We start from the raw sequence: 20312 nt of genomic DNA, 5'->3' as shown, positions 1-20312 counted from the left end.
ACGTCGCCGTAAAGGATATATAGCATGTCGCCGCTCGATTCGCTGCCAGTATTGGACTTCTCCCGGCTCAGTGCCGGCCCGGAGGAAGCCGCCGCGTTCCGCAATGAACTGCGGGATGCCATGCATGATGTGGGCTTCCTCTACCTGACCGGTCATGGCGTACCCCAGGAGCTCACGGACGCCATGCTTTCCGTGTCCCGCCGGTTCTTTGAACTGCCCGAGGAAGTAAAGCTCGCCGTGGAGAACATTCACAGCCCCCAATTCCGTGGCTACACCCGCATGGGCGGCGAGCTCACCGATGGGGGCGTGGATTGGCGCGAGCAGATTGACATCGGCGTGGAGCGCGACACCGTAACGCCCGGCCCAGGGGTGCCGGACTACTGGCGTTTGGAGGGCCCCAACCTGTGGCCCGAGGGACTGCCGGAGATGCGCGCCGTGGTCTCCGAATGGACCGAACAGCTCAGTGCCATTTCGCTGGAACTACTGCGGGCCCTAGCGCTCTCCCTGGGTGCGCCCGAGGACACCTTTGACGCCGCATTTGCAGCCCAGGCATTCCCCGTGCTCAAGATTGTTCGCTACCCGGGCGAATCCAACCCGGAACCTAAGCAGGGTGTGGGATCGCACCGCGACGGCGGCGTGCTGACACTCCTGCTCGTGGAGCCCGGCAAGGGTGGCCTCCAGGTGGACTATCAGGGCGAGTGGATCGACGCGCCTCAGGTGCCAGGAACCTTCGTGGTGAACATTGGTGAAATGCTCGAGTTGGCGACGAACGGCTACCTCAAGGCGACCCTGCACCGGGTCATCTCTCCTTTGCGCGGCACCGACAGGATCTCTCTGCCGTTCTTTTTCAACCCGGCCCTGGACGCAACCATGCCCCAGCTCGCTGTCGGCGAGGAATTCCAGGCCAAAGCGCGCGGCGTGTCCGCCGACCCCGGCAACAGCCCTATCCTTCAGACGTATGGGGACAACGCCCTTCGCTACCGCCTCCGCGCCCACCCCAATGTTGTTGCCGCCCAGCATCCAGACCTGCTAGCGGACTAGTCCCGGGGCCTAGCGCAGGTGCGCAATGGGCTATCAGGTGATGGCCGCCGTCGACCATCTTCTGGCAGCCGGCCAACGTTCCGGACTGGACGGAAAGAGGTTGATCCCGCTTCGTCAAGGGCGGCTGAACCAGCGAGACAAGTAGACTAGGTTCGTGACTATTTTGACCCCTTATGAGGACATGCTCCGTGACGTGCTGGCCAATGGCGCCGCCAAGTCGGACCGTACTGGCACGGGAACACGCAGCGTTTTTGGCCGCCAGCTGCGCTTTGACCTCGCCGAAAGTTTCCCGCTAATCACCACCAAGCGGGTGCATTTCAAGTCCGTGGCGATGGAACTTCTGTGGTTCCTGCGCGGGGATTCGAATGTGCGTTGGCTTCAGGAAAATGGCGTCAAGATCTGGAATGAGTGGGCGGACGACGACGGCGAGCTGGGCCCTGTCTATGGTGTCCAGTGGCGCTCATGGCCCACCCCGGACGGCGAACACATCGACCAGATCTCCCAGGTCATGGAATCGCTGCGGAGCAATCCTGACTCCCGCCGCCATATTGTTTCCGCCTGGAATGTGGGCGAGCTGAAGAACATGGCGCTGCCACCCTGCCACGCTTTCTTCCAGTTTTATGTTGAGCCGACCAATGACGGACGCGGCAAGCTCAGCTGCCAGCTATACCAGCGCTCGGCCGACACCTTTCTGGGCGTGCCGTTCAACATTGCCTCCTACGCGCTGCTGACCATGATGGTGGCACACCAGCTGGACATGGAGCCGGGCGAATTCATCTGGACCGGCGGCGACGTGCACATCTACGATGACCATGTGGCGCAGGTGACCGAGCAGCTTTCCCGTGAGCCGTACCCGTACCCGCAGCTGCGTTTCGCGCGCAAGCCGGAGTCCATTTTTGATTACACTTTTGAAGACTTCGAGCTGGTCAACTACCAGCACCACCCCACGATTAAGGCACCGATAGCTGTATGAGCGACTCCCCCGCCCTGCCCACCTTTTACCGCTTCAACGAGCCCATCGTGGGCATGATCTGGGCCCAAACCAATCAGGGCATCATCGGCGCCGACGGCGGCATGCCTTGGCACCTGCCCGAGGACTTGGCGCACTTCAAGCGTGTCACCGACGGGCACCCGGTGGTCATGGGCCGCAAGACGTGGGACTCGTTCCCGGAGAAGTTCCGCCCGCTGCCGAACCGGACCAACATTGTGGTGACCCGCCAAGAAGGCTGGGCCGCCTCACCCGAAGCTAGTGGCGCCGTCGTGCTTGACTCCTTGGAGCAGGCACTCGTGGAGGCGCAATTCTCCCCGGGTGGCGACGAAGTGTGGGTTCTTGGCGGCCGGCAGGTATTCGATCAGCTGATGGATGATTGCAACGTCGCCATCATTACCGTTATTAACACGAATGTGCCAGGTGACACGGAGGCCCCCGGACTTGGGCAGGAGTGGTCGTTCCGCGGAGCCTCACCTAAGGAAGGCTGGCACACGGCGAAAAACGGCACGGAGTACCGTTTCACGCTGTGGGCCAAGGGCGAATCCGAGTTCGAAGCCCCGGAGTAGGCCCCCGCATCCGGGACTCGGAGCACGGACATGGGTAGGACACCCCATGGCCGTGCGCGCGGCCCACCTCTAGACTCAATCTAGAAATGCGGCCGCTTGCCAGCCCACCACGCACCCCGGAGATCACCTTGACTGAAATGTTTGGCGCTGATGTAGAAGAGCTTCGCGCACTCGCCCGGGATTTCTCGGGCAAGTCCCAGGCACTGATGCAAGTGAAGATGACGCTCGACGGCGCCGTAAACCAGCTCCCCCGCTATTGGCAGGGTCCTGATGCGCAGCGCTTCGCCGCCCAATGGCGAGGTGCCCAAAGCAGCGTCCTCTCCCGCACGGCGGCCATGCTGGACACCACAGCCTCAGAACTGAACAAGAACGCCCTGCAGCAGGAACAGGCAAGCGCCGTTTCAGGCATGGAGGGGCCAGGGACCGGGGGGACACCCAGCGGTGCTGGCAACGATGGCGATAAGCCGTTCTGGGAATACGATCCGAACAAGACCTGGTATGACAACTACGTCGTACGGCCTTGGGGCATCTACAAATTTGCACCAGATACTCTAAAAACGGTTCGGGACATTACCTTTACCGGCGACCTCCTGCTGCACTCCAAAGATTTAAAGGCCGCTTGGGGGACGCCGGGTGCCATTGCAAGCTTCATGGACGCCCGCTGGTTCAACATGGGGCCGGTCACCAAGTTCCTGAACAACGGTGGGGAACTACTGGAGAGCGGGAAATTCGCAGAGTCACTCGCCAACAGCCCAGGCCTGGCAAGTGGACTCAAAGGACTAGGAAAAGGCCTCGGCTGGGCAGGCGTGGGAATTGACGGATTTTCTGCCATAAACAAAACAATTCATGGCCAGTTTCTCGGCACGGGCTACGCAGACGGCGACATTGGTGGCAACATCAAAGCAGCAACTGATTCCGGCGCCGCAGATCTCGTGCGGGCTGGGATCGGCATTGCGGCAATGGTCCCAGGACCGCAGCAGCCCTTTGCCATTGTCGCAGCCGGCGCTATCGCCATCTACGACAATTGGGACAAGATTGAGGCCGGGGCACAGTGGCTGGGCGAGAACGGCCCAAAGGCTATCGAAGCAGTAGGCGACTTCGCGAATGATGCTGCCAAGAATACCGTTGAGGCGATCAGCAATGTCGTCAAGGACCCAGGCAAGCTGCTGCCATGGAATTGGTGACTGATCGAATGAGAATATCCGTTGGAACAATTTAAGGGAGACCTAGCATGACCGAAGATGAGTCCATGGGCGGATTTGGCATCGCCGAAATCCAATACATGCTGTCCCGCTTCCAGAATAAATCGGCGGGAGTCTCTGCCGCGACTCTTCAAGCGCAGTATCCTGCCGAGAACAAGGACATGCTGCTTGCCGGTGCTTCTTCCCTTCTAGCCCGAGGTCTACTAGTTGCCGAGGACGGCGAGACCATGTCGCCTAAGGGGCTGGCCGCGGCGGCACTCTATGCACTGGGCAACTCAACCCGGTGGGTATCCATCGCTTTCACATCCGCAGGGCAGGGTGCAGGTGTTGTCTATTTCCTCAACAGTGAAGTCAATCTCATGATGCAGGGCCGCGGATTGGGTGGCTGGTACGCCTCGGCACAACAGGCCGATGCAGATCTGGCAGCGAGCTGGCTGGAAATGGCCCAACTCTTTGCCCACGACAACGAGAGTGCAGCCATCATCTTCACGTCCACGGATGAAGACGGCAATCTGAGCAATGTCGCGCTGCGCACAGGTTCGGCTGGATGGGAAGCGGCGACGGGAACTGGCACCGAGCAGACCATCCAGGTTCCCCGAGTTTTCAGCGACAGTGAAGCACGTTCACTGCTGACTGAAAAGTTGTTGGGATAGCGAGGAAGACTTTGTCGAACACACCGCAGGACAACCATCGCGAACCGTACGAGCCCCACCACAACAACCTCATCCGCGACCGCAAGAAGATGAGGAGCCAGTATGGCCCCTATTCCTACACCCGTGGCTTGTATGTCAACGGATCCGAGACACCCCTTAAACCCAAGAACATCCGCATTCAAAGCTCCATCCCCATCGTCCTTGCCGTTGCTTTCGCCGGTGCTGGCATTTACATGGTTGTAAACGGTCTTGATTCGGCTGGGATCATTGGCATGTTCTGCGGATCCGCCATGTGCTTGTTCCTTAGCTGGGTCGGCTTCCGAACAGCCCGGCTTCGCGAGAAATGGGAACGCGAGAATCCCGACTTAGCCAAGAACATCAAGTACTGATTTACACTCGACAGGGATGGAAAATAAACAATCAAGTCCAAAACGGAGCGCGACCAGCGCTGGCACCAGAAGCAGCGCGGAAAAACCGAGAAACACGAACAACGGGAACAGCGCGACGCCGAGGCCATAGCGTGGCATGAGGCGGCAGTTGCCAGCGGCCAAAAACGCTACCTCCGCAGGGCTTTCAATGGCGAACTCGTCAGCTATCTCCCGGAGGAATATGGTGTGGCGCGGAACGGACTCGGACCCAGGATTCGAACGGTTTGGGGTCACGCCATCTTGGTTGCAGGCGAAGTAGCGTCCCTTGCCTTCTTGCTCTGGGCCCTGGGTGTGGGCGTTCGAGCTGGGCACACAGATGTCCCGGCCGGCTTGTGGTTTGTCTTTGGTTTCTTCATTTTGGCGATCGCCTATGCCACCTGGAATCTAGTTAAAGAAACGAAGGCCACGAAACTCAGGCACCAGCGGGGACTGCCCACACCCGCCGAGTAGTTGGACCAGAAAGAAGCCCCTTTGTCACACGGAGACCCAGCGACACCCTCTGAACCCTATGAGCCGCACCGCAACAACCTCATCCGGGACCGCAAGCGAATGCGGAGCCAATACGGCCCCTATTCCTACACGCGCGGCATCTACTTCAACGGATCCGAGACGCCGCTCAAACCAAAAAACATCCGGATTCAAAGTTCCATCCCCATCCTCTTTGCGGTCGGCACTGCGGGCGCCGGCATCTGGTTCTGGGCGAACGGAGGCTATCTGTCCGGTGTTCTCCTGCTTTTTGGCTTTGCCGCTGTATGCCTCTTGCTCAGCTGGGTAGGGTTCAGAACAGCCCGGCTCCGCGAGAAATGGGAACGCGAGAACCCTGAGTTGGCCAAGAACATCAAGTACTGACGGCGAGTAGCACTACTCAAGACCGCCTTATGCTGGCAATTCAAATACTGCAGCCCACTATGGCGGAATCACGCTCAGCACCGTTTGGGGCTATGGGCTCCTGGTGGGTGGTGAAATTGCCGGCCTTGGCCTGTTCTTTTATGCGCTCACTCTTGGCACACGTGGAAGCAAAGCGGAAGTCCCTGCCGGCGTTTGGTTCATGTTTGGATTCATGTTCCTAACCCTGGGCGTGTCCGTCTACTGGCTGGTAAAGGTGGCAAAAGCTGCCCTCTTGCGCCGTTGTCGCGGCCTGCCCGACCCTTCTGGTTTGCCGCACGAAGGCTAAACAGACCTCCTGCCACGAGTCTGCCCCGTCGTTACGGCATCGATCGTTCACCCAGTGAAACGAACTTCTTGGATTTGCCCGCCCCCTCTAAACTAAAGGGCATGACCAATAACAGTGTTCCTTCCGTCGGCCTGGTTGGCTGGCGCGGCATGGTCGGTTCCGTCCTGGTGCAACGCATGCAGGACGAAGGCGACTTCGGCGATATCAACCCCGTCTTCTTCTCCACCTCTAACGCCGGCGGCAACGCCCCTGCGATTTCAGGCTCCGGTGATGCCGGCAAGCTCGAGGACGCCTTTGATATTGACACTTTGGCCAAGCTGCCCATTATTGTTACCGCCCAGGGCGGAGATTACACCAAGCGCGTCCACACCGAGCTGCGCAGCCGCGGCTGGGACGGCCTCTGGATGGACGCCGCCTCCACGCTGCGCATGAACAACGACTCCATCATTGTCCTGGACCCCATCAATCGCGACGTCATCGACGCCGGCCTGGCCAGCGGCACCAAGGACTTCATTGGCGGCAACTGCACCGTCTCCTGCATGCTCATGGGCCTGGGCGGACTGTTCAAGAACGGCCTCGTCGAGTGGGGCACCTCCATGACCTACCAGGCAGCCTCTGGCGGCGGTGCCCGCCACATGCGTGAACTCCTGAACCAATTCGGCACGCTCAACTCTGAGGTTTCCAGCGAACTGGATAACCCGGCGTCGGCCATCTTGGAGATTGACCGCAAGGTCCTGGCCCACCAACGCGAGGGCATCGACGCTTCGCAGTTCGGCGTCCCACTGGCCGGTTCCCTGATCCCTTGGATCGACGCCGATTTGGGCAATGGGCAGTCCAAGGAGGAGTGGAAGGCCGGTGTTGAAACCAACAAGATCCTGGGCACCACTGCCGAGAACAAGGTCATCATGGATGGCCTGTGCGTGCGCATTGGCGCCATGCGCTCCCACTCCCAGGCACTCACGCTCAAGCTCCGCGAGGACCTGTCCGTGGCCGAGATCGAGTCGCTTCTGGCCAACGACAACCAGTGGGCCAAGGTGGTGCCGAACACCAAGGAAGCGTCCATGGCGGACCTGACCCCCGTGGCCGCCTCCGGCACCCTAGACGTGCCCGTGGGCCGCATCCGCAAGATGGAAATGGGCCCCGAATACATCAGCGCGTTCACCGTTGGCGACCAGCTCCTCTGGGGCGCAGCCGAGCCGTTGCGCCGCATGCTCAAGATCGCGGTCGGCACGCTCTAGCAATGTTTCAAAGGTTCCGGCCCACCCATCGGGGAGGCCGGAACCTTTGTCATTTTCCAAGGAAATTCGCGTAGGCCTTCGCCGACTTCTCCAGCGCCTTGCTTTGGGCAGGGCTGAGCTCGCCAAAGAAGTCCGGTAGCACGACGCCGGCCACTTCTCTTTGCTTTTCGGCCGCGCCTTGGGCCTTGCGCCAAGTTCCGGCCACCTGGCCGCCGGTGACAACGGTGGCCTTGAACATGCCGTTGCCTCCCGGCACTGTCAGCGGGGCATGGTGCGGCGCCAGTGCCGCACGCCGATCCGTGTAGCCGAGCAGGTACTCGTCAAAACCCGGAATCAGGAGCACCGAGCGGGCGCCTGGAACTTTGGTGCTGAGCAATTGAGCGGTTTCCGGGGCCATCCAATACGTGATTCCGGCGCAATCCACAGTGTCCAGCTGGTCCTTGACCTGGTTAAGGCCAAGGGTGATGTCTTTGAGCGTCAGCTTGGTCCACCACTGAAAGTCCTTGATGGTTGCGGGGCCGTGGCTGCGGAAGTAGCGCAGTGCCAATTCGGCAAGTGCTTCTTCCCTCGCCAGGAACCTCGGATTCTTGATCCACTGGTCCGTGCGGACAAAGTACTGGCTGTTGCCGCTCCCCGATGAACTATTGATGGGACCTTGCACCAGGGTTCCCTCCACGCAGAGCAGCCACAACAGGTGCATGCCGCGCTGGGCCTTGGTCGCTTGCCGAGCTGCCTCGAAGGCTGTAAAGAGCTCGTCCCTGCTGGCCCGCGCAGCACCGCCCACCGTTGGCTCCAACAGCAAGAGTGCCGCCTCGCGCACCCGCCCAAGGTCCGCCGTCGTGATTTCAAGTTGTCGATGGCGGGAGGTCACCGATGACACCATGCGTCCAGAGGTGAGTGAGAGAATCCAGCCCAGATCCTCGGCTGCGGTGACGTGCAGAGTGCCGCGCAGGGGCCAGGACCGGACAAGGTCGCCGTTGTTGAACGCTGCCTCCACATCGGCCCGCAAGGTTCCCGGGGATCTCAGGCCGATGGACCACAAGGCCCCAGGGAAGTCCTGACCTTGTAGCGCTGTCAGCCAACGCACAACGTCCACCGGCCCCGGTGTGGGACTGGTGGACGTTGGCAAAATCAACTGCGCTGCCAGACGGAGCCTGGCGAGGGTGGCGGGTGTGACGCTCATGGATCAAATCTAAACCACCAGGTGGTGATACCGCGTTGCTTGGAATCGAACCAAAGGTGATACCGCGTCGGTCAAAAGCGCACCAAAAGTGATACGGCGTCGGTTAGCGGGCGGAGCGGAGCTGGGCCGTGACGGGGCACTCGAAGGGGTCACGCTGACCCAGGCCCACGCGGTTCAGGTATCGCATGACGATCATGTAGGACTTTGCCAACGTGGTCTCGGTGTACATGATGTTGCGTTCGGCGCAGTAGGCGCGCACCATCGGCTGAACTCGCTTGAGGTTACGCGAGGACATGGTGGGGAACAGGTGGTGCTCGATCTGGTAGTTCAGCCCGCCCATGCCGGCGTCGACAATCCAGCCGCCGGAGATGTTGCGGCTCATGAGGGTCTGGCGGCGCATGAAGTCGATCTTGACGTCCTTGGGCACCAGCGGCATGCCCTTGTGGTTCGGGGCGAAGGAGCCGCCCATGTACAGGCCGAGCGCCAGTTCCTGGACTACCAGGAAGGCGATGCCGAATACCGGGCCCAGGAACAGCAGCACGGCGATGGGGAAGAGAATAAGGCGGATGAACAGCAGGGTCATTTCCACCTTGCGGTGCGGCATGGCGTGCTTGCGATCAAGGACCCGGCGCACCGAGTTGATGTGAAGGTCAAGCACGGAGAGCGTCAGCAGCGGGAAGAAGAACCAGCCCTGGCGGGCGGCAAACCATTTAGCAAAGCCGGTGCGCTGCGAAGCGGATTCCGGGTCGAAGACGAGCGCCCCGGCCGCAATGTCCAGGTCAACGCCGATCTTGTTGGGGTTGGCGTGGTGCTTGCCGTGCTTGTTCATCCACCAGCCGTGGCTCAGCCCGACGAACAGGTTGCCGGAGATGACGGCCGTCCATGCGTTCTTTTTCGCCGAGGCGAAGATCTGCCGGTGGGCGGCGTCATGGGAGAGGAAACCGGTGAGCGTGCACATGATGGCAAAGAGCACGGCGGTGGCCATCTGCCACCAGCTTTGCCCGAGCATCACGAACATGACGCCGACGGCGGCAAAGCCGAGCCCCAGGCGGATCATCCGGAACACGTACCAGCTGATCTCCCGCTCCATGAGCCCAGCGGCGCGAACCTCGTCGGTCAGCTGGATGAAGTCCGTGACATGGCGATCCCGCGCGGGGCGCTTTCGTACCACCCGAAGGGCGGCCTCCGCCTCGTCAAGTACGTCCGTGCTGTCAATTGTTGCCGACGACATCGCGCTCCTCTTGGTGGGGGCTCACTTCGCCAACACCGCTTTAATAGAAAGGTTTGAATCTTTCATTAACGCTACGGACTGCGACGACGGCGCACATCACACCCGGGAGCCGTCTTGGCCCCCTACTCGGGTAGGGGGGCCTGACCTTAGCTACAGCGAACAGCCCACCAGGACCGGTTCAGGGTGCAGGCTGATACCGAATTTGCCTTCGACGCCGTCGCGCACCTTGCGGGCGATCTCCAGTACGTCCGTGGCAGAGGCTGACCCCCGGTTGGTGATGGCCAGGGTGTGCTTGGTGGAGAGGGCGGCTCGGCCGTTGGTGCCGCCGTCGTCCACGCCGTCAGATGAAATCAGGCCATAACCCTTGGCGAATCCTGCCTGTTCGATGAGCCAGGCTGCGCTCAATTTCACCAGGTTCGGGTCGGTGCCGCCGGCGGGAAAGCGCGGGGCATCGGCGGGCAAGGTGTCCGCCACGTCCTGGGGGACGATCGGGTTGGTGAAGAAGGATCCGGTGGAATAAGTGTCCCTATCCTCGGGGTCAAGGACCATACCCTTGGAGGCGCGCAGTGCCAGCACCGCACGGCGAACTTCCAGCGAGTTGGCGCGCTCTCCTACGTTTACCTCGAGGCGGCGGGCCAGTTCCGCATACTTAATGGGTGCGCTCATCCGGCCGAGCAGCAACTGGAATTCCACGGTGAGGACCACGTAGCGCGGGGATCCGTTGACCGTGCTGGCCTTGATCATAGAATCCCGGTAGCCAAACTTCAGTTCGGAGTTGGTGAAGGTGCGGACGGCAGCCGTTTCCCTGTCCCATACGCGGACTGCGGCGATGGTTTGGGAGACGTCGGCCCCATAGGCGCCCACGTTTTGCACGGGAGTGGCGCCCGTGGCACCGGGGATGCCGGAGAGCGCTTCCAGGCCGCTCCAGGCGTGCAGCACCGATTGGTGGACAAAGTCGTCCCAGTCATGGCCGGCCTGCACCGCCACCGAGGCTCCTCCGCAGGTGTCCTCGGAATTTGCTGTGTAGCCGTGGCTGGCGATTTGCAGAACAGTGCCATCGAATCCGTCGTCGCCGACGACCAAGTTGGAACCGCCGCCAACAATCAAAAGTGGCTCACCGGCGTCGTCCGCTACACGAACGGCGGCAATGATTTCCGCCTCCGTGGTGGCCTGAACGAAGTTTCGTGCAGGGCCGCCAACGCCAAGAGTGGTCAGGGAACTGAGCAGTTTTTCACTAGTCACACATCAACACTAGCCGCTGCCGGCTTCGCCGCGGCGTCCAGGTACTTTGGGCGCCGGACCACGGGTGTGAGGAAGAACGCCACCACCAGCAACACCAGCACGGCAAGCAGGGCATGGAGGACACCCACGTGTTCTGCCAGCAGGCCCAGCAAAGGCGGGCCGCCAAGGAACGCGCCGTAGCCCACGGTGGAAACCACCGAAACCCGGGCAGCCGCATGTTCGGGATCATCCGAGGCCGCAGACATTGCCACGGGGAACCCCAGGGCCGAACCGAGGCCCCACAGCACCAGTGCGGCCAAAGCAATTTCCTGGTTTGGGGCGAAGACGAACAGGCCTAGGCCAAGCACCGCCGTGGCGGCACTGATCCGCAACACAATGACCCGCCCGTACTTGTCCAGGACGACGGTTCCGGCGAAGCGTCCAATGGTCATGGCGGAGACAAAGATGCCGTAACCGATGGCGCCCATCTCCTGCTCTGCCCCGTAACCGTCCACCATGGCCAGGGCTACCCAGTCACCGGCGGCACCTTCGGCAAGGCCCAGCCCAAGCACCAGCACACCTAGCATCAAGGTGCGCGGGTCCCGCCACGCGGCGGCGATCTTGGCCTTGCCGTCCAGCTTGGCCTTGGACTTATCGCTTGCGCTACTGTCGGAGCCCTTTTGCGTGGTGGCTGGGGTTCCCGTGTCGACGAGGTAGGCATCGGCGGAACGCTGGTCGGCCTGGTAGTAGCCCGCCCCGATCCAGACGGCCGCGAAGACTAGCACCGCCACAGCCGAGAGATGAATGGCCACTGGCAGGTTGATGGAGGCTGCCAGGGCGCCGAGCCCTGCACCCACCACCGTGCCGATGCTGAAGGAACCATGCAGACGGGGCATGATGTGCCGGCCCAGGGCCCGCTCCACTGCCGCACCTTCAATGTTGGAGGCCGCGTTCCAGCTGCCCGTACCCAGGCCCACGATGACCAGGCCTGCGCCCACCACGATGGGGCTTGCAAAAACCGTTGCACCCAGGGCCAAGGTGATGATGCCCGTGGATTGGATCAGGCTGCCCAACCTGGTGGTGAGTTTGGACCCGAGCCGTAACACCACGAGCCCGGACGCACCGACGGAGATGAATGAGCCCAGGGACATGCACAGCAACATCAGTCCCACAGTGCCGGGCGTCAGTCCAAGGTCATCCTTGATGGCTGGAAGGCGCGAAACCCAGCTGGCAAACACCAGGCCGGAACCGGCGTAGGCGGTGACTACACCGTTACGCCAGGCTTTGACACTGCTCACGCCACGCGAACAGTGGCTTGTGCCTTGACCAGGACCTTCTGACCATCAAGGGTTACCGTCAGGTCAACCCGTGCCGTGGACGCTTCCGTATCCAAGGCACCAATGACGCCCACTATCGCGACGACGGCGCCCGGTTCTCCGGCCAAATCGGTCACGGGGACCGGTTTGGTGAAGCGGGTGCCGTAGGAGAGGACCGCGGACGGGTCGTTGATCCAGTCGGTGACGAGTTGCACGGCAGCGCCCATGGTGAACATGCCGTGGGCGATGACCCCGGGCAGTTCAACCTCGCGGGCGAAGCGATCGTTCCAGTGGATCGGATTGAAGTCACCGGAGGCTCCGGCGTACTTGATGAGGTCCACTCGGTTGATTTCTAGGGTGCGGGTGCCAATTTCCTGGCCAACTGCTAGGTCTGAAAAGTTCATTACTGTCCCTCTCCGCGGACCAGGATGGCGGATACGGTGGTGGCGACTGCGTCACCGGCAACGGTGGAAATTTCTGCGCGAGTAGTGATCATGGCGCCGCCACCCATACCGCGGACGGTGTCAACGTGGAGCTCGGCCACAAGTTCATCGCCTGCCACAATGGGGCGGTGATGGGTGAACTTCTGCTCGGCGTGGACAACCCGGGAAAAATCGATGCCCGAGTCCTGATCGTTGATCAATTGGGCATCGGCACGTTGCGCCACGATGATGGCGTACGTGGGCGGGGCCAGGAGGTCGGCATGGCCCAACGCCTGCGCTGCGGCGACGTCAAAATGGGCGGGGTGGGTCGCTTTGACAGCCGTGGCGAATTCACGGATTGATTCGCGGCCGACGCTGTACACGTCGCCTTGGGGGTAGCTGCGTCCCTGCAGCGCGGGATTGATACTCATGGGTTAAAGACTATCCTCCGCAACCGCGCCAGCACACTCTATGACCGAGGCCCGGACCTCATCTGCGCCACAACGTTTAGCAGTGCCGCAACGTCCACACTTTCTCCGTCTACCGTGGTGGGTTCGGAGCCGGAGGCTATGCCAAAAAGTGCTGCATGGTAGTACAAACCGTCACCGAGAAGCATGATCGCCCGGGAAACCGCGGGGTCCCCAACATCGGAGAGAATGAGCTTGTACCAGGTCGCATGGACCTCTGCGAAGGCCTTCCGCACCGTCCCGTCTTCACCTTGGGCCAGGCGCATGGCGGCAACAATGGACCGGTCAAAGGTGGTGCCGCTAAAGACGCTGGTTCGCACGTAGTAGCTTGCACAACCCAGCGGGTCCTTGGCCATCGCGGCAAAGTCCAGTTCGGCCAGTTCACGCAGCTTTAGCACCAGCCCCTCCGTCAGGGCTTCCTTGCTTTTGAAGTGGTACAACAAACCACCCTTGGATACCCCGGCTGCGGCCGCAACGGCCTCCAAGGTGGCGGCGCGTGGGCCGTCATTGATCAGCAGTTCCTCATAGGCCGTCAGGACTCGATCCCGCGCCGAGGGTTGATTCGTCATGGCTCCACTTTACAAGAAGTGATGAACTACACCGTCCAGACGGTTTACTGTACCGGCTGGACGGTATAGAATTTCTCTATGGCTAACGCATTCACTACCCCTATGTCCGGATCATCACCGGCTCCCGCACGTGCTGGCATCCGAGCTTGGATCGCGCTTGCGGTCCTCATGCTGCCAGTTCTGCTGGTATCGGTGGACAACACGGTGCTGAGTTTCGCCATCCCCTCCATCTCGCTGGCTCTGATCCCTTCCGCCTCTGAGCTGCTGTGGATCATCGACGTATACCCGCTGGTCCTGGCGGCATTGCTGGTACCCATGGGCAGCCTGGCTGACCGGTTCGGCCGCCGTCGGCTGCTGCTGATAGGTAGCACCGGTTTTGCGCTCGTTTCCATCCTGGCGGCCTTTGCGCCGACAGCCGGTGCACTTATTGGCTACCGTGCCCTCCTGGGCCTCTTCGGCGCGATGCTGATGCCATCAACGCTCTCGCTGATCCGTAACCTTTTCCTTCATCAGGACCAGCGACGCAAGGCCATTGCCATTTGGGCGGCCTGCTTCTCCGGAGGTGCCGCTCTTGGCCCCATTGTGGGCGGGTTCCTGCTGGAGCACTTCTGGTGGGGTTCGGTGTTCCTGCTTGCCGTACCTGTCTTGATCCCGCTCTTGATTCTGGCCCCGATCTTCGTTCCTGAGTCCAAGGACCCTGCCCCGGGCCGAATCGACCCGCTGAGCATCGGTTTGTCTCTTGGCGCCATGGTTCCCACCATGTTCGGCATTAAGGAGATCGCCCAGACCGGGCTGACGTTCGCCAACGTGGCGCTGATCGTGCTGGGTTTGGCATTGGGTACAGTGTTCGTTCGTCGCCAGCTCAGCCGCAAGGACCCGATGCTGGACGTGCGTTTGTTCAAGAATCCGGTCTTTAGCGGTGGTGTTTTGGCCAACTTGTTGGCCATCTTCTCACTGGTGGGGTTCCTGTACTTCATCACCCAACACTTGCAACTCGTTGTGGGACTCTCCCCCACAACGGCTGCCTTCGTTTTGGTGCCGGGCCTCGTAGTTTCGATCGTCTCCGGATTGCTGGCCGCTTCACTGGCCAACCGCATCAAGCCCTCGTGGATGGTCGCCGGAGGACTGTTGCTGAATGCCCTGGGGTTCTTGATCGTGTTCCTGAACTCCGACGGTTCGGTGGCGGGGATTATCGCAGCGTTCGTCGTCTTGGGAGCAGGTGTTGGCATTGCTGAGACCATTTCCAATGACCTCATCCTCTCCGCCGCGCCTCCCGCCAAAGCCGGGGCCGCCTCGGCCATCTCGGAGACCGCCTACGAGGTGGGATCCGTTCTGGGAACTGCCATCCTGGGCAGCATCCTGGCCGCCTCGTACCGCCTGAACGTGGTTGTGCCGGGAGGAGTTTCTGCCGCGGACCAGCACACGGCCTCGCAGACACTCGGCGGCGCCATCGATGTGGCCAAGACACTGCCCGCCGAACAAGGTACGGCCTTGCTCGAATCTGCCAAGCACGCCTTCGATTCCGGCTCGGGCACGGTTGCCATGGTGGGATTGGTGCTTATGCTCGGTGCTGCCATCATGTGCTTGCGGTCGTTGCGGACCGCTGTCAACAACCCGGAGCCCGTGGACCACTAATCGGGCAGCAGGTCCGTTCCAAAAGAGCCGGCGTTCGCGCTTTCGGCCGGTTGTCTAACACCGGCCGAAAGCGCGAACGCCGGCTCTTGTTCATGTCGCGAGTCCGGACTGTGCCGGCGATGCGCGGAAACAGTTAGGCGGAGCGCTTTTCGGCTTCCTTGAGCGCTTTGCGGACAGCACGGCCGCGGAGCATCATGGAGGTCATGTGGGTAATCAGCCCCACCCCGATAAACGGCAAGCCAACAAAGGTCAGCGTTGGCGTAGTGGTCATGGCCCCCACAATGATGATGATGATGCCAATGGCAGTCAGGCCCATGCCACCGAAAACGGTGTATTTGTAGGCGGCCGGCGCGGTTTCCCAGAAGTCATTAAGCACAGTGCCTAGTCTACCGGGCGCGGGCCCCGGTGGGCCCACGGCCGCGAGGGACCCTCTGCGAGCTTGCGAGCAGTGGGAGCGGCTGGGGAGCAGCGAGTTCTGGGAGGCCGGTAGACGCTACCGGGCGCGAGCCCGGGAACGAGCTCAGAAAAGCGATTCCTGCAGGGCCGGGACAACGGTGATGTAGTCGCCGAAGCTGATCTTGCGGCCCTTGAGCGCGGCAAGATCGGCGAGGAAGGCGGTGTCGGCGTTGTCCACGGCCACCAGCGAGTAGCCTCCGGCCATGGATTCCAGGCGCATTCCGTGTCCACCCGAGTCCAGGGGCTGCGGGTAGGCGATGCGTTGCCCGGCACCAGCCACGGCGTTGGCGAAGGGGCTGCGTTCCCAGGGTTCGGAAACTGTTACGAACCCGTCAATGCCCAGGGTGTCCAGGAATTCCCGGACGACGGCGGCGCTCGCCTGGTTGCCTGCCTGAAGTTGCGCTTCGGTCCGGGGTGCCAGAAGCGAGGCAAATTTGGCGCTGCCACGGACAAACTGAGTGAGCCCCAGTTCCTTGGACACGGCGTCCTCCAGCACGCGCACCACAGAACCGTTGCTCGCCCGGGCCACGTACTGCGCCTGCATGGCCCCTTGCTCTGCCAGTCGACTCCACTTGCTGCGCTGCGAGGCGGTGCCCACCTTGGTGGTGCCGTCGGCAAATGTGGCAATGTACAGCCAGTGCGGCTGGGCCAGGTACGCCTTCAACCCGGTCGGGGCAATCCCGCTGCGATGGAAATCGTGCATGAACCGGAAGTCGTCGCGGGCAAAACACTGCCCGCACTGGTAACCGCGCTCCGCGGCCGCCTTTGCGGGGCAGGGAAAGTGCTCGGACTCATCCGGGCCCTGGACGGTGGAGTATCCCAGGCAGTACCGTCCCGGAATTCCGGCACCGGAGGAGACACTGAACCGCAGCCAGAGGCCGGGCGTCAGCGGCAGCCGGGCTGCGCCGTCGTCGGTGATCAGCGAAAGGAACGGCCCCTGCGGTGTCCAGGAAACCCCACGTACCAGTGCCGCGGCATCACCCATCGGCTTAGACGGCAGGCTGCACACCGTAGGCGAGTGCCAGCTTCATGATCTTCTCGGCCCGGCCCAGGCGGGGCAGGTCGGAGCCGTCGCGGATCACGCCACCGCGGGCGTTGAAGTCGTTCATGAAGTCGGTGGCCCAGGCGACGTCGGTGGGTGTGGGGCTGATGACCTCGTTGATGATGTTGGTCTGGTCGATGGCCAGGCACAGCTTGCCGGTCATGCCCATGGAGACGGTGATGGCAGACTGCTCGCGCAGGATCGGGTGGTTGGTACCCACTGTGGGGCCATCGATGGGGCCGGGCAGGTTGCCGACGCGGCTAGCCACCACGAGCTTGGCACGCGGGTAGGCCATGGCCTCGCGGTCGGCGGCCATACCGGTGTCGCGGCGGAAGTCACCCGAGCCGAAGGCCAGGCGGAACGCGCCCTCGGCCTTGGCGATGTTGTTGGCTTCTTCGATGCCGACAGCGGATTCGACCAGGGCCAGGACACGGGTCTTGCCGTCCAGGCGGTGGTAGGTCTCCTTGACCTGTTCGGCGTTTTCGGTCTTGGCCAGCATGACGCCCAGCAGGCCGGGGGTGTTGCGCAGGCTGGCGACGTCGTCGGCCCAAAAATCGGAGTGGACGTCGTTGATGCGCACCCAGGCCTGGCCACCGTTGTGCAGCCAGTTGATCACGTCGCCGCGGGCTGCGGCCTTGTTCTTCGGGTCAACGGCGTCTTCGATATCAAGCACGACGGCGTCGGCACGGGACGCGGCTGCCTCGTCAAAGATTTCCGGACGCGTAGCCGGCACCAACAACCAGGAGCGGGCGATCTCGGCCGGGATATTGCGTGAACGGGCGGGCTTGGAGGTGGCCTCAGTGCCAACGGAGCTAGACATATATCTACCGTATACGCCGCAGCCGCCAGATTCGATGTGCCCTTCCACAAAGCCCAGCCAGCGTAGCTGGTGGAATGCACCAGCTACGCCTGTGCAGGCCGTCCGTGGGCCCGCCCAGCACCTACCCCTGCGGCCGGTTGGGGACGTCGGCATCCCACGTTAGGTCGGCACCTTCTTGGAGAGCTAGTGCCTCGAGCGCCGGATCCTGCGTCAGCGCCGCAATGAGCTCCCGGCTGCCGGCGATCACGGTGGAGTCGAAATCGATTTCCGAGACCAGAACCCAGCTGTGGTCTGCCGGCCACAGAATGTTCGGTGATTGCGGCCATGCCGGCGAGTGGTGCCACGGGGCACGATTGGCCCACCCGGGATCTGTGTAGATACGCGGCGCAGTGTCAAAGAGGTAGTAGCTGCGGTTCGGCAGTTCCAGTTTTTCCCCGTTGACTACATCAGCGGGAAGCAGACCCGATCCCGGGCCGATCTCAAGAACGGCGGCATCTTCTATGCGCTGCCCGTCCGCGGAAAAGCTGAGCTCCGCGTAGCCGGCGGAACTGCTCAGACCGCCATATCCTTCCCAGATTGCAGTGACTCCGTGATCTGGGGTGCTGGTGTGCGCGCAAAGGTGGACGGCGGCCGCGGCCAGAACTTCCGGGTCAAGATTGCCAAGATCCGGTCCAGAGTACCGCCACCCATCGGCGCCCACGGGGCCCAGCATGGGTACTTCCGGGTCCGGGAGGCGGTGGTATTGGGCCAGTGCGTGCATCTGGCGCCCGAAGGCATGTGCGACGCCGGACCAGCCCACCTTCTGGTTTTCGATGGCTCCTTGGGCGGGTAGCTCATGTCCGTGCCATGTCTTGGTGTCCTCGGGACGGTCCCGCCACACTGGATGAAAGATCCGGGCGTACGCGGGAAAGCCCCGGGGTACCACAGCGTGCATGTCGCGCCATTGAACATCGATGAGCGGTTTGAGCCAGTCGCCTGCAGCCGCACTGCCTAAGGAATCCATGCCGACACTGTAGCCGTTCCGGAGCGGTTAATGCAGGACGACGGCACGTTGAATGGCCACGGTGCGCATTGTTGAGCCCTCAGTTCTCCGGCATGATCATGGTGCGCAGATCAAGTTGACGCAGGACCCTGTCCACCACCTCGGGGTCTGCTTCTGGCTCGTTGCGGGCGCTGAGCACCTCGGTCCGGGCGGCGTCCAGGGCAATGGTCTGCACCGCGATCGCCAATTCCCGACCACGACGGCGGCGCTCGTCGGTGTCCTCATTCTTCAGGCTGCCATCGAGAAGTTCGGCGTGCAGGCGCTTCATCTTGTCCTTGACCAGGGTCAACTTTTCCGGCGGCAGATTCTTGATGACCTCGTTGTCCCGCAGCGCAGCAATGGCCGCGTCCTGAGCTCGCAGGGCCAGGACCTTGGCCGCCTCACGTTCCTCAACGCCGTCGTCGGTCGCCTTGAGCACCCGCATGAGCCACGGCAGCGTCAGGCCGGGCAGCACCAGCGTTGTCAGCAACACGGCGCAGGCGATGACGATGATCTCGTGCCGTCCCGGGAAGTCTTCCCCCGAAGGCAGCACCGTGGGAAGCGCTAGGGCAAGCGCCAATGTGGCCAGCCCGCGCATGCCACACCAGGTGAGGATGATGACGTCCTTCAGGCTGGTGGGTGGGAGGTCGCCGTCGTGCTTCTTCGAGAGCAGCGCCAGCAGGCCAAACCAGAGGAACCTGACCACAATGACCAGGATGCTGATACTGATCGCTGCCGGAAGCATGCCCCAGATGGCCGATCCTTCGGCCTTGATGACTTCACGGACTTCCAGTCCCACCAGGCCGAAGGCGAGACCTGTGACAAGCAGCTCCACCACGTCCCAGAAGGCGGCGCGGGTGATGCGCTCGGTGGCGTCCTCGGCGCGTGCGTGGCGTTTGATCTCCAGGGCCGTCACCACCACGGCGATTACACCGGAGGCGTGGACTTCCTCGGCCAGGATGTAGGCGGCGAAGGGCACCACGAGAGTCACGGCGCTGCGGGCCACAGAGGAGGTGATCAGTTTGGTGATCAGCCCCGTCACCCAGCCCATCAGCATGCCCACGGCGACGGCGATCACCGCGCCGAGCACGAATTTGCCCACCACTCCGACACCAAAGTGTTCGCCGTCCATGGCGCTGGCAACGGCGGCCTGGAAGATCACGATGGCGGCGGCGTCGTTGAACAGACCCTCACTTTGCAGGACGGTGATGAGCCGGCGCGGCATGTGGACCCTGCCGGCGACCGATTCCACGGCCACCGGGTCCGGCGGGGCGGCCATGGCGCCCAGGGCCAGTGCTGCGGGGATGCCAATGCCGGGGATCAGCAGCCAGGCCGCCCCTGCCACCATGGCCGTGGTGACCACCACTAGGGCAATGGCGAGCATGATGATGGTGCGCCAGCGAACCCGAAACACCGCCCAGGAACTCTTTTGCGCCGTGGCAAAGAGCAAGGGAGGCAAGAAAATGGGCAGAATCAGTTCGGGATCGATCCGCAGGTCCGGGAACCCCGGAATGAACGTCAATGCCCCCGCCATGATGAGCATGAGCACCGGATAGGGCAGCTTGAGCCTGTCCCCCAAACCGACGGCAACCACGGTGGCGAAAAGGAGTCCAATAATCAATACGAGCTGTTCCAC

Annotated in this window: 22 protein-coding genes; 10 read left to right on the top strand and 12 right to left on the bottom strand. The window is 62.2% G+C overall.

Features of this window, described 5'->3' with window-relative positions:
• Positions 1 to 24 precede the first annotated feature (24 nt).
• The 9 genes from CXQ94_RS02340 (at position 25) to asd (ending at position 7293) form a co-directional block, all read left to right on the top strand.
• Entirely contained in the window at positions 25 to 1041 is a 1017-nt protein-coding gene (locus CXQ94_RS02340; protein WP_104086607.1) for an isopenicillin N synthase family oxygenase, read from the top strand.
• 154 nt (positions 1042 to 1195) lie between these two features.
• Entirely contained in the window at positions 1196 to 2014 is an 819-nt protein-coding gene (locus tag CXQ94_RS02335; RefSeq protein WP_104086606.1) for a thymidylate synthase, read from the top strand.
• Complete coding sequence (locus CXQ94_RS02330) at positions 2011 to 2598, top strand: dihydrofolate reductase (RefSeq protein WP_104086605.1); 588 nt, start codon at positions 2011 to 2013, stop codon at positions 2596 to 2598. The genes CXQ94_RS02335 and CXQ94_RS02330 overlap by 4 nt, the downstream gene beginning before the upstream one ends.
• Before the next feature lie 86 nt (positions 2599 to 2684).
• Entirely contained in the window at positions 2685 to 3782 is a 1098-nt protein-coding gene (locus tag CXQ94_RS02325) for a WXG100 family type VII secretion target (protein ID WP_104086604.1), read from the top strand.
• Positions 3783 to 3829: 47 nt separating this feature from the next.
• Positions 3830 to 4453: a hypothetical protein gene (locus tag CXQ94_RS02320; protein ID WP_104086603.1), complete on the top strand. Its 624-nt coding sequence runs from the start codon at positions 3830 to 3832 to the stop codon at positions 4451 to 4453.
• Positions 4454 to 4464: 11 nt separating this feature from the next.
• Positions 4465 to 4842: a hypothetical protein gene (locus tag CXQ94_RS02315; RefSeq protein WP_104086602.1), complete on the top strand. Its 378-nt coding sequence runs from the start codon at positions 4465 to 4467 to the stop codon at positions 4840 to 4842.
• A gap of 225 nt (positions 4843 to 5067) precedes the next feature.
• Positions 5068 to 5331 (top strand): hypothetical protein, encoded by a 264-nt coding sequence (locus CXQ94_RS02310; RefSeq protein ID WP_104086601.1) that lies wholly within the window; start codon positions 5068 to 5070, stop codon positions 5329 to 5331.
• A 21-nt stretch (positions 5332 to 5352) separates the two neighbouring features.
• A complete protein-coding gene (locus CXQ94_RS02305) occupies positions 5353 to 5730 on the top strand; it encodes a hypothetical protein (protein ID WP_104086600.1) in 378 nt (125 codons plus the stop codon).
• 426 nt (positions 5731 to 6156) lie between these two features.
• The gene (asd, locus tag CXQ94_RS02295) at positions 6157 to 7293 is read left to right on the top strand and encodes an aspartate-semialdehyde dehydrogenase (RefSeq protein ID WP_104086598.1); all 1137 of its coding nucleotides are present in this window, start codon (positions 6157 to 6159) and stop codon (positions 7291 to 7293) included.
• Between the two features lie 49 nt (positions 7294 to 7342).
• Here the strand turns inward: asd and CXQ94_RS02290 are convergent, their stop codons facing one another.
• The 7 genes from CXQ94_RS02290 to CXQ94_RS02260 all read right to left on the bottom strand — a co-directional run bounded on the left by CXQ94_RS02290 (position 7343) and on the right by CXQ94_RS02260 (position 13702).
• Positions 7343 to 8476 (bottom strand): winged helix DNA-binding domain-containing protein, encoded by a 1134-nt coding sequence (locus CXQ94_RS02290; protein WP_104086597.1) that lies wholly within the window; start codon positions 8474 to 8476, stop codon positions 7343 to 7345.
• Between the two features lie 103 nt (positions 8477 to 8579).
• The gene (locus CXQ94_RS02285; protein ID WP_104086596.1) at positions 8580 to 9707 is read right to left on the bottom strand and encodes an acyl-CoA desaturase; all 1128 of its coding nucleotides are present in this window, start codon (positions 9705 to 9707) and stop codon (positions 8580 to 8582) included.
• Between the two features lie 150 nt (positions 9708 to 9857).
• The gene (locus CXQ94_RS02280) at positions 9858 to 10949 is read right to left on the bottom strand and encodes a UDP-N-acetylmuramate dehydrogenase (protein WP_104086595.1); all 1092 of its coding nucleotides are present in this window, start codon (positions 10947 to 10949) and stop codon (positions 9858 to 9860) included.
• Complete coding sequence (locus CXQ94_RS02275) at positions 10946 to 12226, bottom strand: sugar MFS transporter (RefSeq protein ID WP_104086594.1); 1281 nt, start codon at positions 12224 to 12226, stop codon at positions 10946 to 10948. Before CXQ94_RS02275 ends, CXQ94_RS02280 begins: the two co-directional genes overlap by 4 nt.
• A complete protein-coding gene (locus CXQ94_RS02270) occupies positions 12223 to 12648 on the bottom strand; it encodes a MaoC family dehydratase (protein ID WP_104086593.1) in 426 nt (141 codons plus the stop codon). Before CXQ94_RS02270 ends, CXQ94_RS02275 begins: the two co-directional genes overlap by 4 nt.
• Positions 12648 to 13097, bottom strand: coding sequence for a MaoC family dehydratase N-terminal domain-containing protein (locus CXQ94_RS02265; RefSeq protein ID WP_104086592.1), 450 nt, complete (start codon positions 13095 to 13097; stop codon positions 12648 to 12650). The genes CXQ94_RS02270 and CXQ94_RS02265 overlap by 1 nt, the downstream gene beginning before the upstream one ends.
• A 38-nt stretch (positions 13098 to 13135) precedes the next feature.
• Complete coding sequence (locus CXQ94_RS02260; RefSeq protein ID WP_104086591.1) at positions 13136 to 13702, bottom strand: TetR/AcrR family transcriptional regulator; 567 nt, start codon at positions 13700 to 13702, stop codon at positions 13136 to 13138.
• Positions 13703 to 13780: 78 nt separating this feature from the next.
• On the opposite strand from CXQ94_RS02260, the gene CXQ94_RS02255 reads away from it, so the two are divergent.
• Positions 13781 to 15337 carry an MFS transporter gene (locus CXQ94_RS02255; RefSeq protein WP_181034043.1) on the top strand — a complete coding sequence of 519 codons (1557 nt, stop codon included), beginning with the start codon at positions 13781 to 13783 and terminating at the stop codon, positions 15335 to 15337.
• A 133-nt stretch (positions 15338 to 15470) separates the two neighbouring features.
• Here the strand turns inward: CXQ94_RS02255 and CXQ94_RS02250 are convergent, their stop codons facing one another.
• The 5 genes from CXQ94_RS02250 to CXQ94_RS02230 form a co-directional block, all read right to left on the bottom strand.
• Positions 15471 to 15713 (bottom strand): DUF3188 domain-containing protein, encoded by a 243-nt coding sequence (locus CXQ94_RS02250; RefSeq protein ID WP_104086589.1) that lies wholly within the window; start codon positions 15711 to 15713, stop codon positions 15471 to 15473.
• Positions 15714 to 15857: 144 nt separating this feature from the next.
• Positions 15858 to 16778: a DUF2797 domain-containing protein gene (locus CXQ94_RS02245; protein ID WP_104086588.1), complete on the bottom strand. Its 921-nt coding sequence runs from the start codon at positions 16776 to 16778 to the stop codon at positions 15858 to 15860.
• Between the two features lie 4 nt (positions 16779 to 16782).
• A complete protein-coding gene (locus CXQ94_RS02240; RefSeq protein WP_104086587.1) occupies positions 16783 to 17655 on the bottom strand; it encodes a CoA ester lyase in 873 nt (290 codons plus the stop codon).
• Positions 17656 to 17776: 121 nt separating this feature from the next.
• Complete coding sequence (locus tag CXQ94_RS02235) at positions 17777 to 18658, bottom strand: hypothetical protein (RefSeq protein WP_104086586.1); 882 nt, start codon at positions 18656 to 18658, stop codon at positions 17777 to 17779.
• A gap of 79 nt (positions 18659 to 18737) precedes the next feature.
• The gene (locus CXQ94_RS02230) at positions 18738 to 20312 is read right to left on the bottom strand and encodes a Na+/H+ antiporter (RefSeq protein WP_104086585.1); all 1575 of its coding nucleotides are present in this window, start codon (positions 20310 to 20312) and stop codon (positions 18738 to 18740) included.

Source organism: Arthrobacter sp. GMC3, assembly GCF_002929305.1.
Classification (GTDB): domain Bacteria; phylum Actinomycetota; class Actinomycetes; order Actinomycetales; family Micrococcaceae; genus Specibacter.
Note: the sequence above shows the minus strand (reverse complement) of the source record. Positions and strands in the feature narration are given on the sequence as shown.

Bases quoted from the DNA above. Each gene is read 5' to 3' on its own strand.
- CXQ94_RS02320 (WP_104086603.1), top strand. From the start codon at position 3,830: ATGACCGAAGATGAGTCCATGGGCGGATTTGGCATCGCCGAAATCCAA.
- CXQ94_RS02340 (WP_104086607.1), top strand. From the start codon at position 25: ATGTCGCCGCTCGATTCGCTGCCAGTATTGGACTTCTCCCGGCTCAGT.
- CXQ94_RS02245 (WP_104086588.1), bottom strand. From the start codon at position 16,778: ATGGGTGATGCCGCGGCACTGGTACGTGGGGTTTCCTGGACACCGCAG.
- CXQ94_RS02325 (WP_104086604.1), top strand. From the start codon at position 2,685: ATGCGGCCGCTTGCCAGCCCACCACGCACCCCGGAGATCACCTTGACT.
- CXQ94_RS02260 (WP_104086591.1), bottom strand. From the start codon at position 13,702: ATGACGAATCAACCCTCGGCGCGGGATCGAGTCCTGACGGCCTATGAG.
- CXQ94_RS02330 (WP_104086605.1), top strand. From the start codon at position 2,011: ATGAGCGACTCCCCCGCCCTGCCCACCTTTTACCGCTTCAACGAGCCC.
- CXQ94_RS02240 (WP_104086587.1), bottom strand. From the start codon at position 17,655: ATGTCTAGCTCCGTTGGCACTGAGGCCACCTCCAAGCCCGCCCGTTCA.
- asd (WP_104086598.1), top strand. From the start codon at position 6,157: ATGACCAATAACAGTGTTCCTTCCGTCGGCCTGGTTGGCTGGCGCGGC.
- CXQ94_RS02270 (WP_104086593.1), bottom strand. From the start codon at position 12,648: ATGAACTTTTCAGACCTAGCAGTTGGCCAGGAAATTGGCACCCGCACC.
- CXQ94_RS02285 (WP_104086596.1), bottom strand. From the start codon at position 9,707: ATGTCGTCGGCAACAATTGACAGCACGGACGTACTTGACGAGGCGGAG.
- CXQ94_RS02255 (WP_181034043.1), top strand. From the start codon at position 13,781: ATGGCTAACGCATTCACTACCCCTATGTCCGGATCATCACCGGCTCCC.
- CXQ94_RS02265 (WP_104086592.1), bottom strand. From the start codon at position 13,097: ATGAGTATCAATCCCGCGCTGCAGGGACGCAGCTACCCCCAAGGCGAC.
- CXQ94_RS02290 (WP_104086597.1), bottom strand. From the start codon at position 8,476: ATGAGCGTCACACCCGCCACCCTCGCCAGGCTCCGTCTGGCAGCGCAG.
- CXQ94_RS02235 (WP_104086586.1), bottom strand. From the start codon at position 18,658: ATGGATTCCTTAGGCAGTGCGGCTGCAGGCGACTGGCTCAAACCGCTC.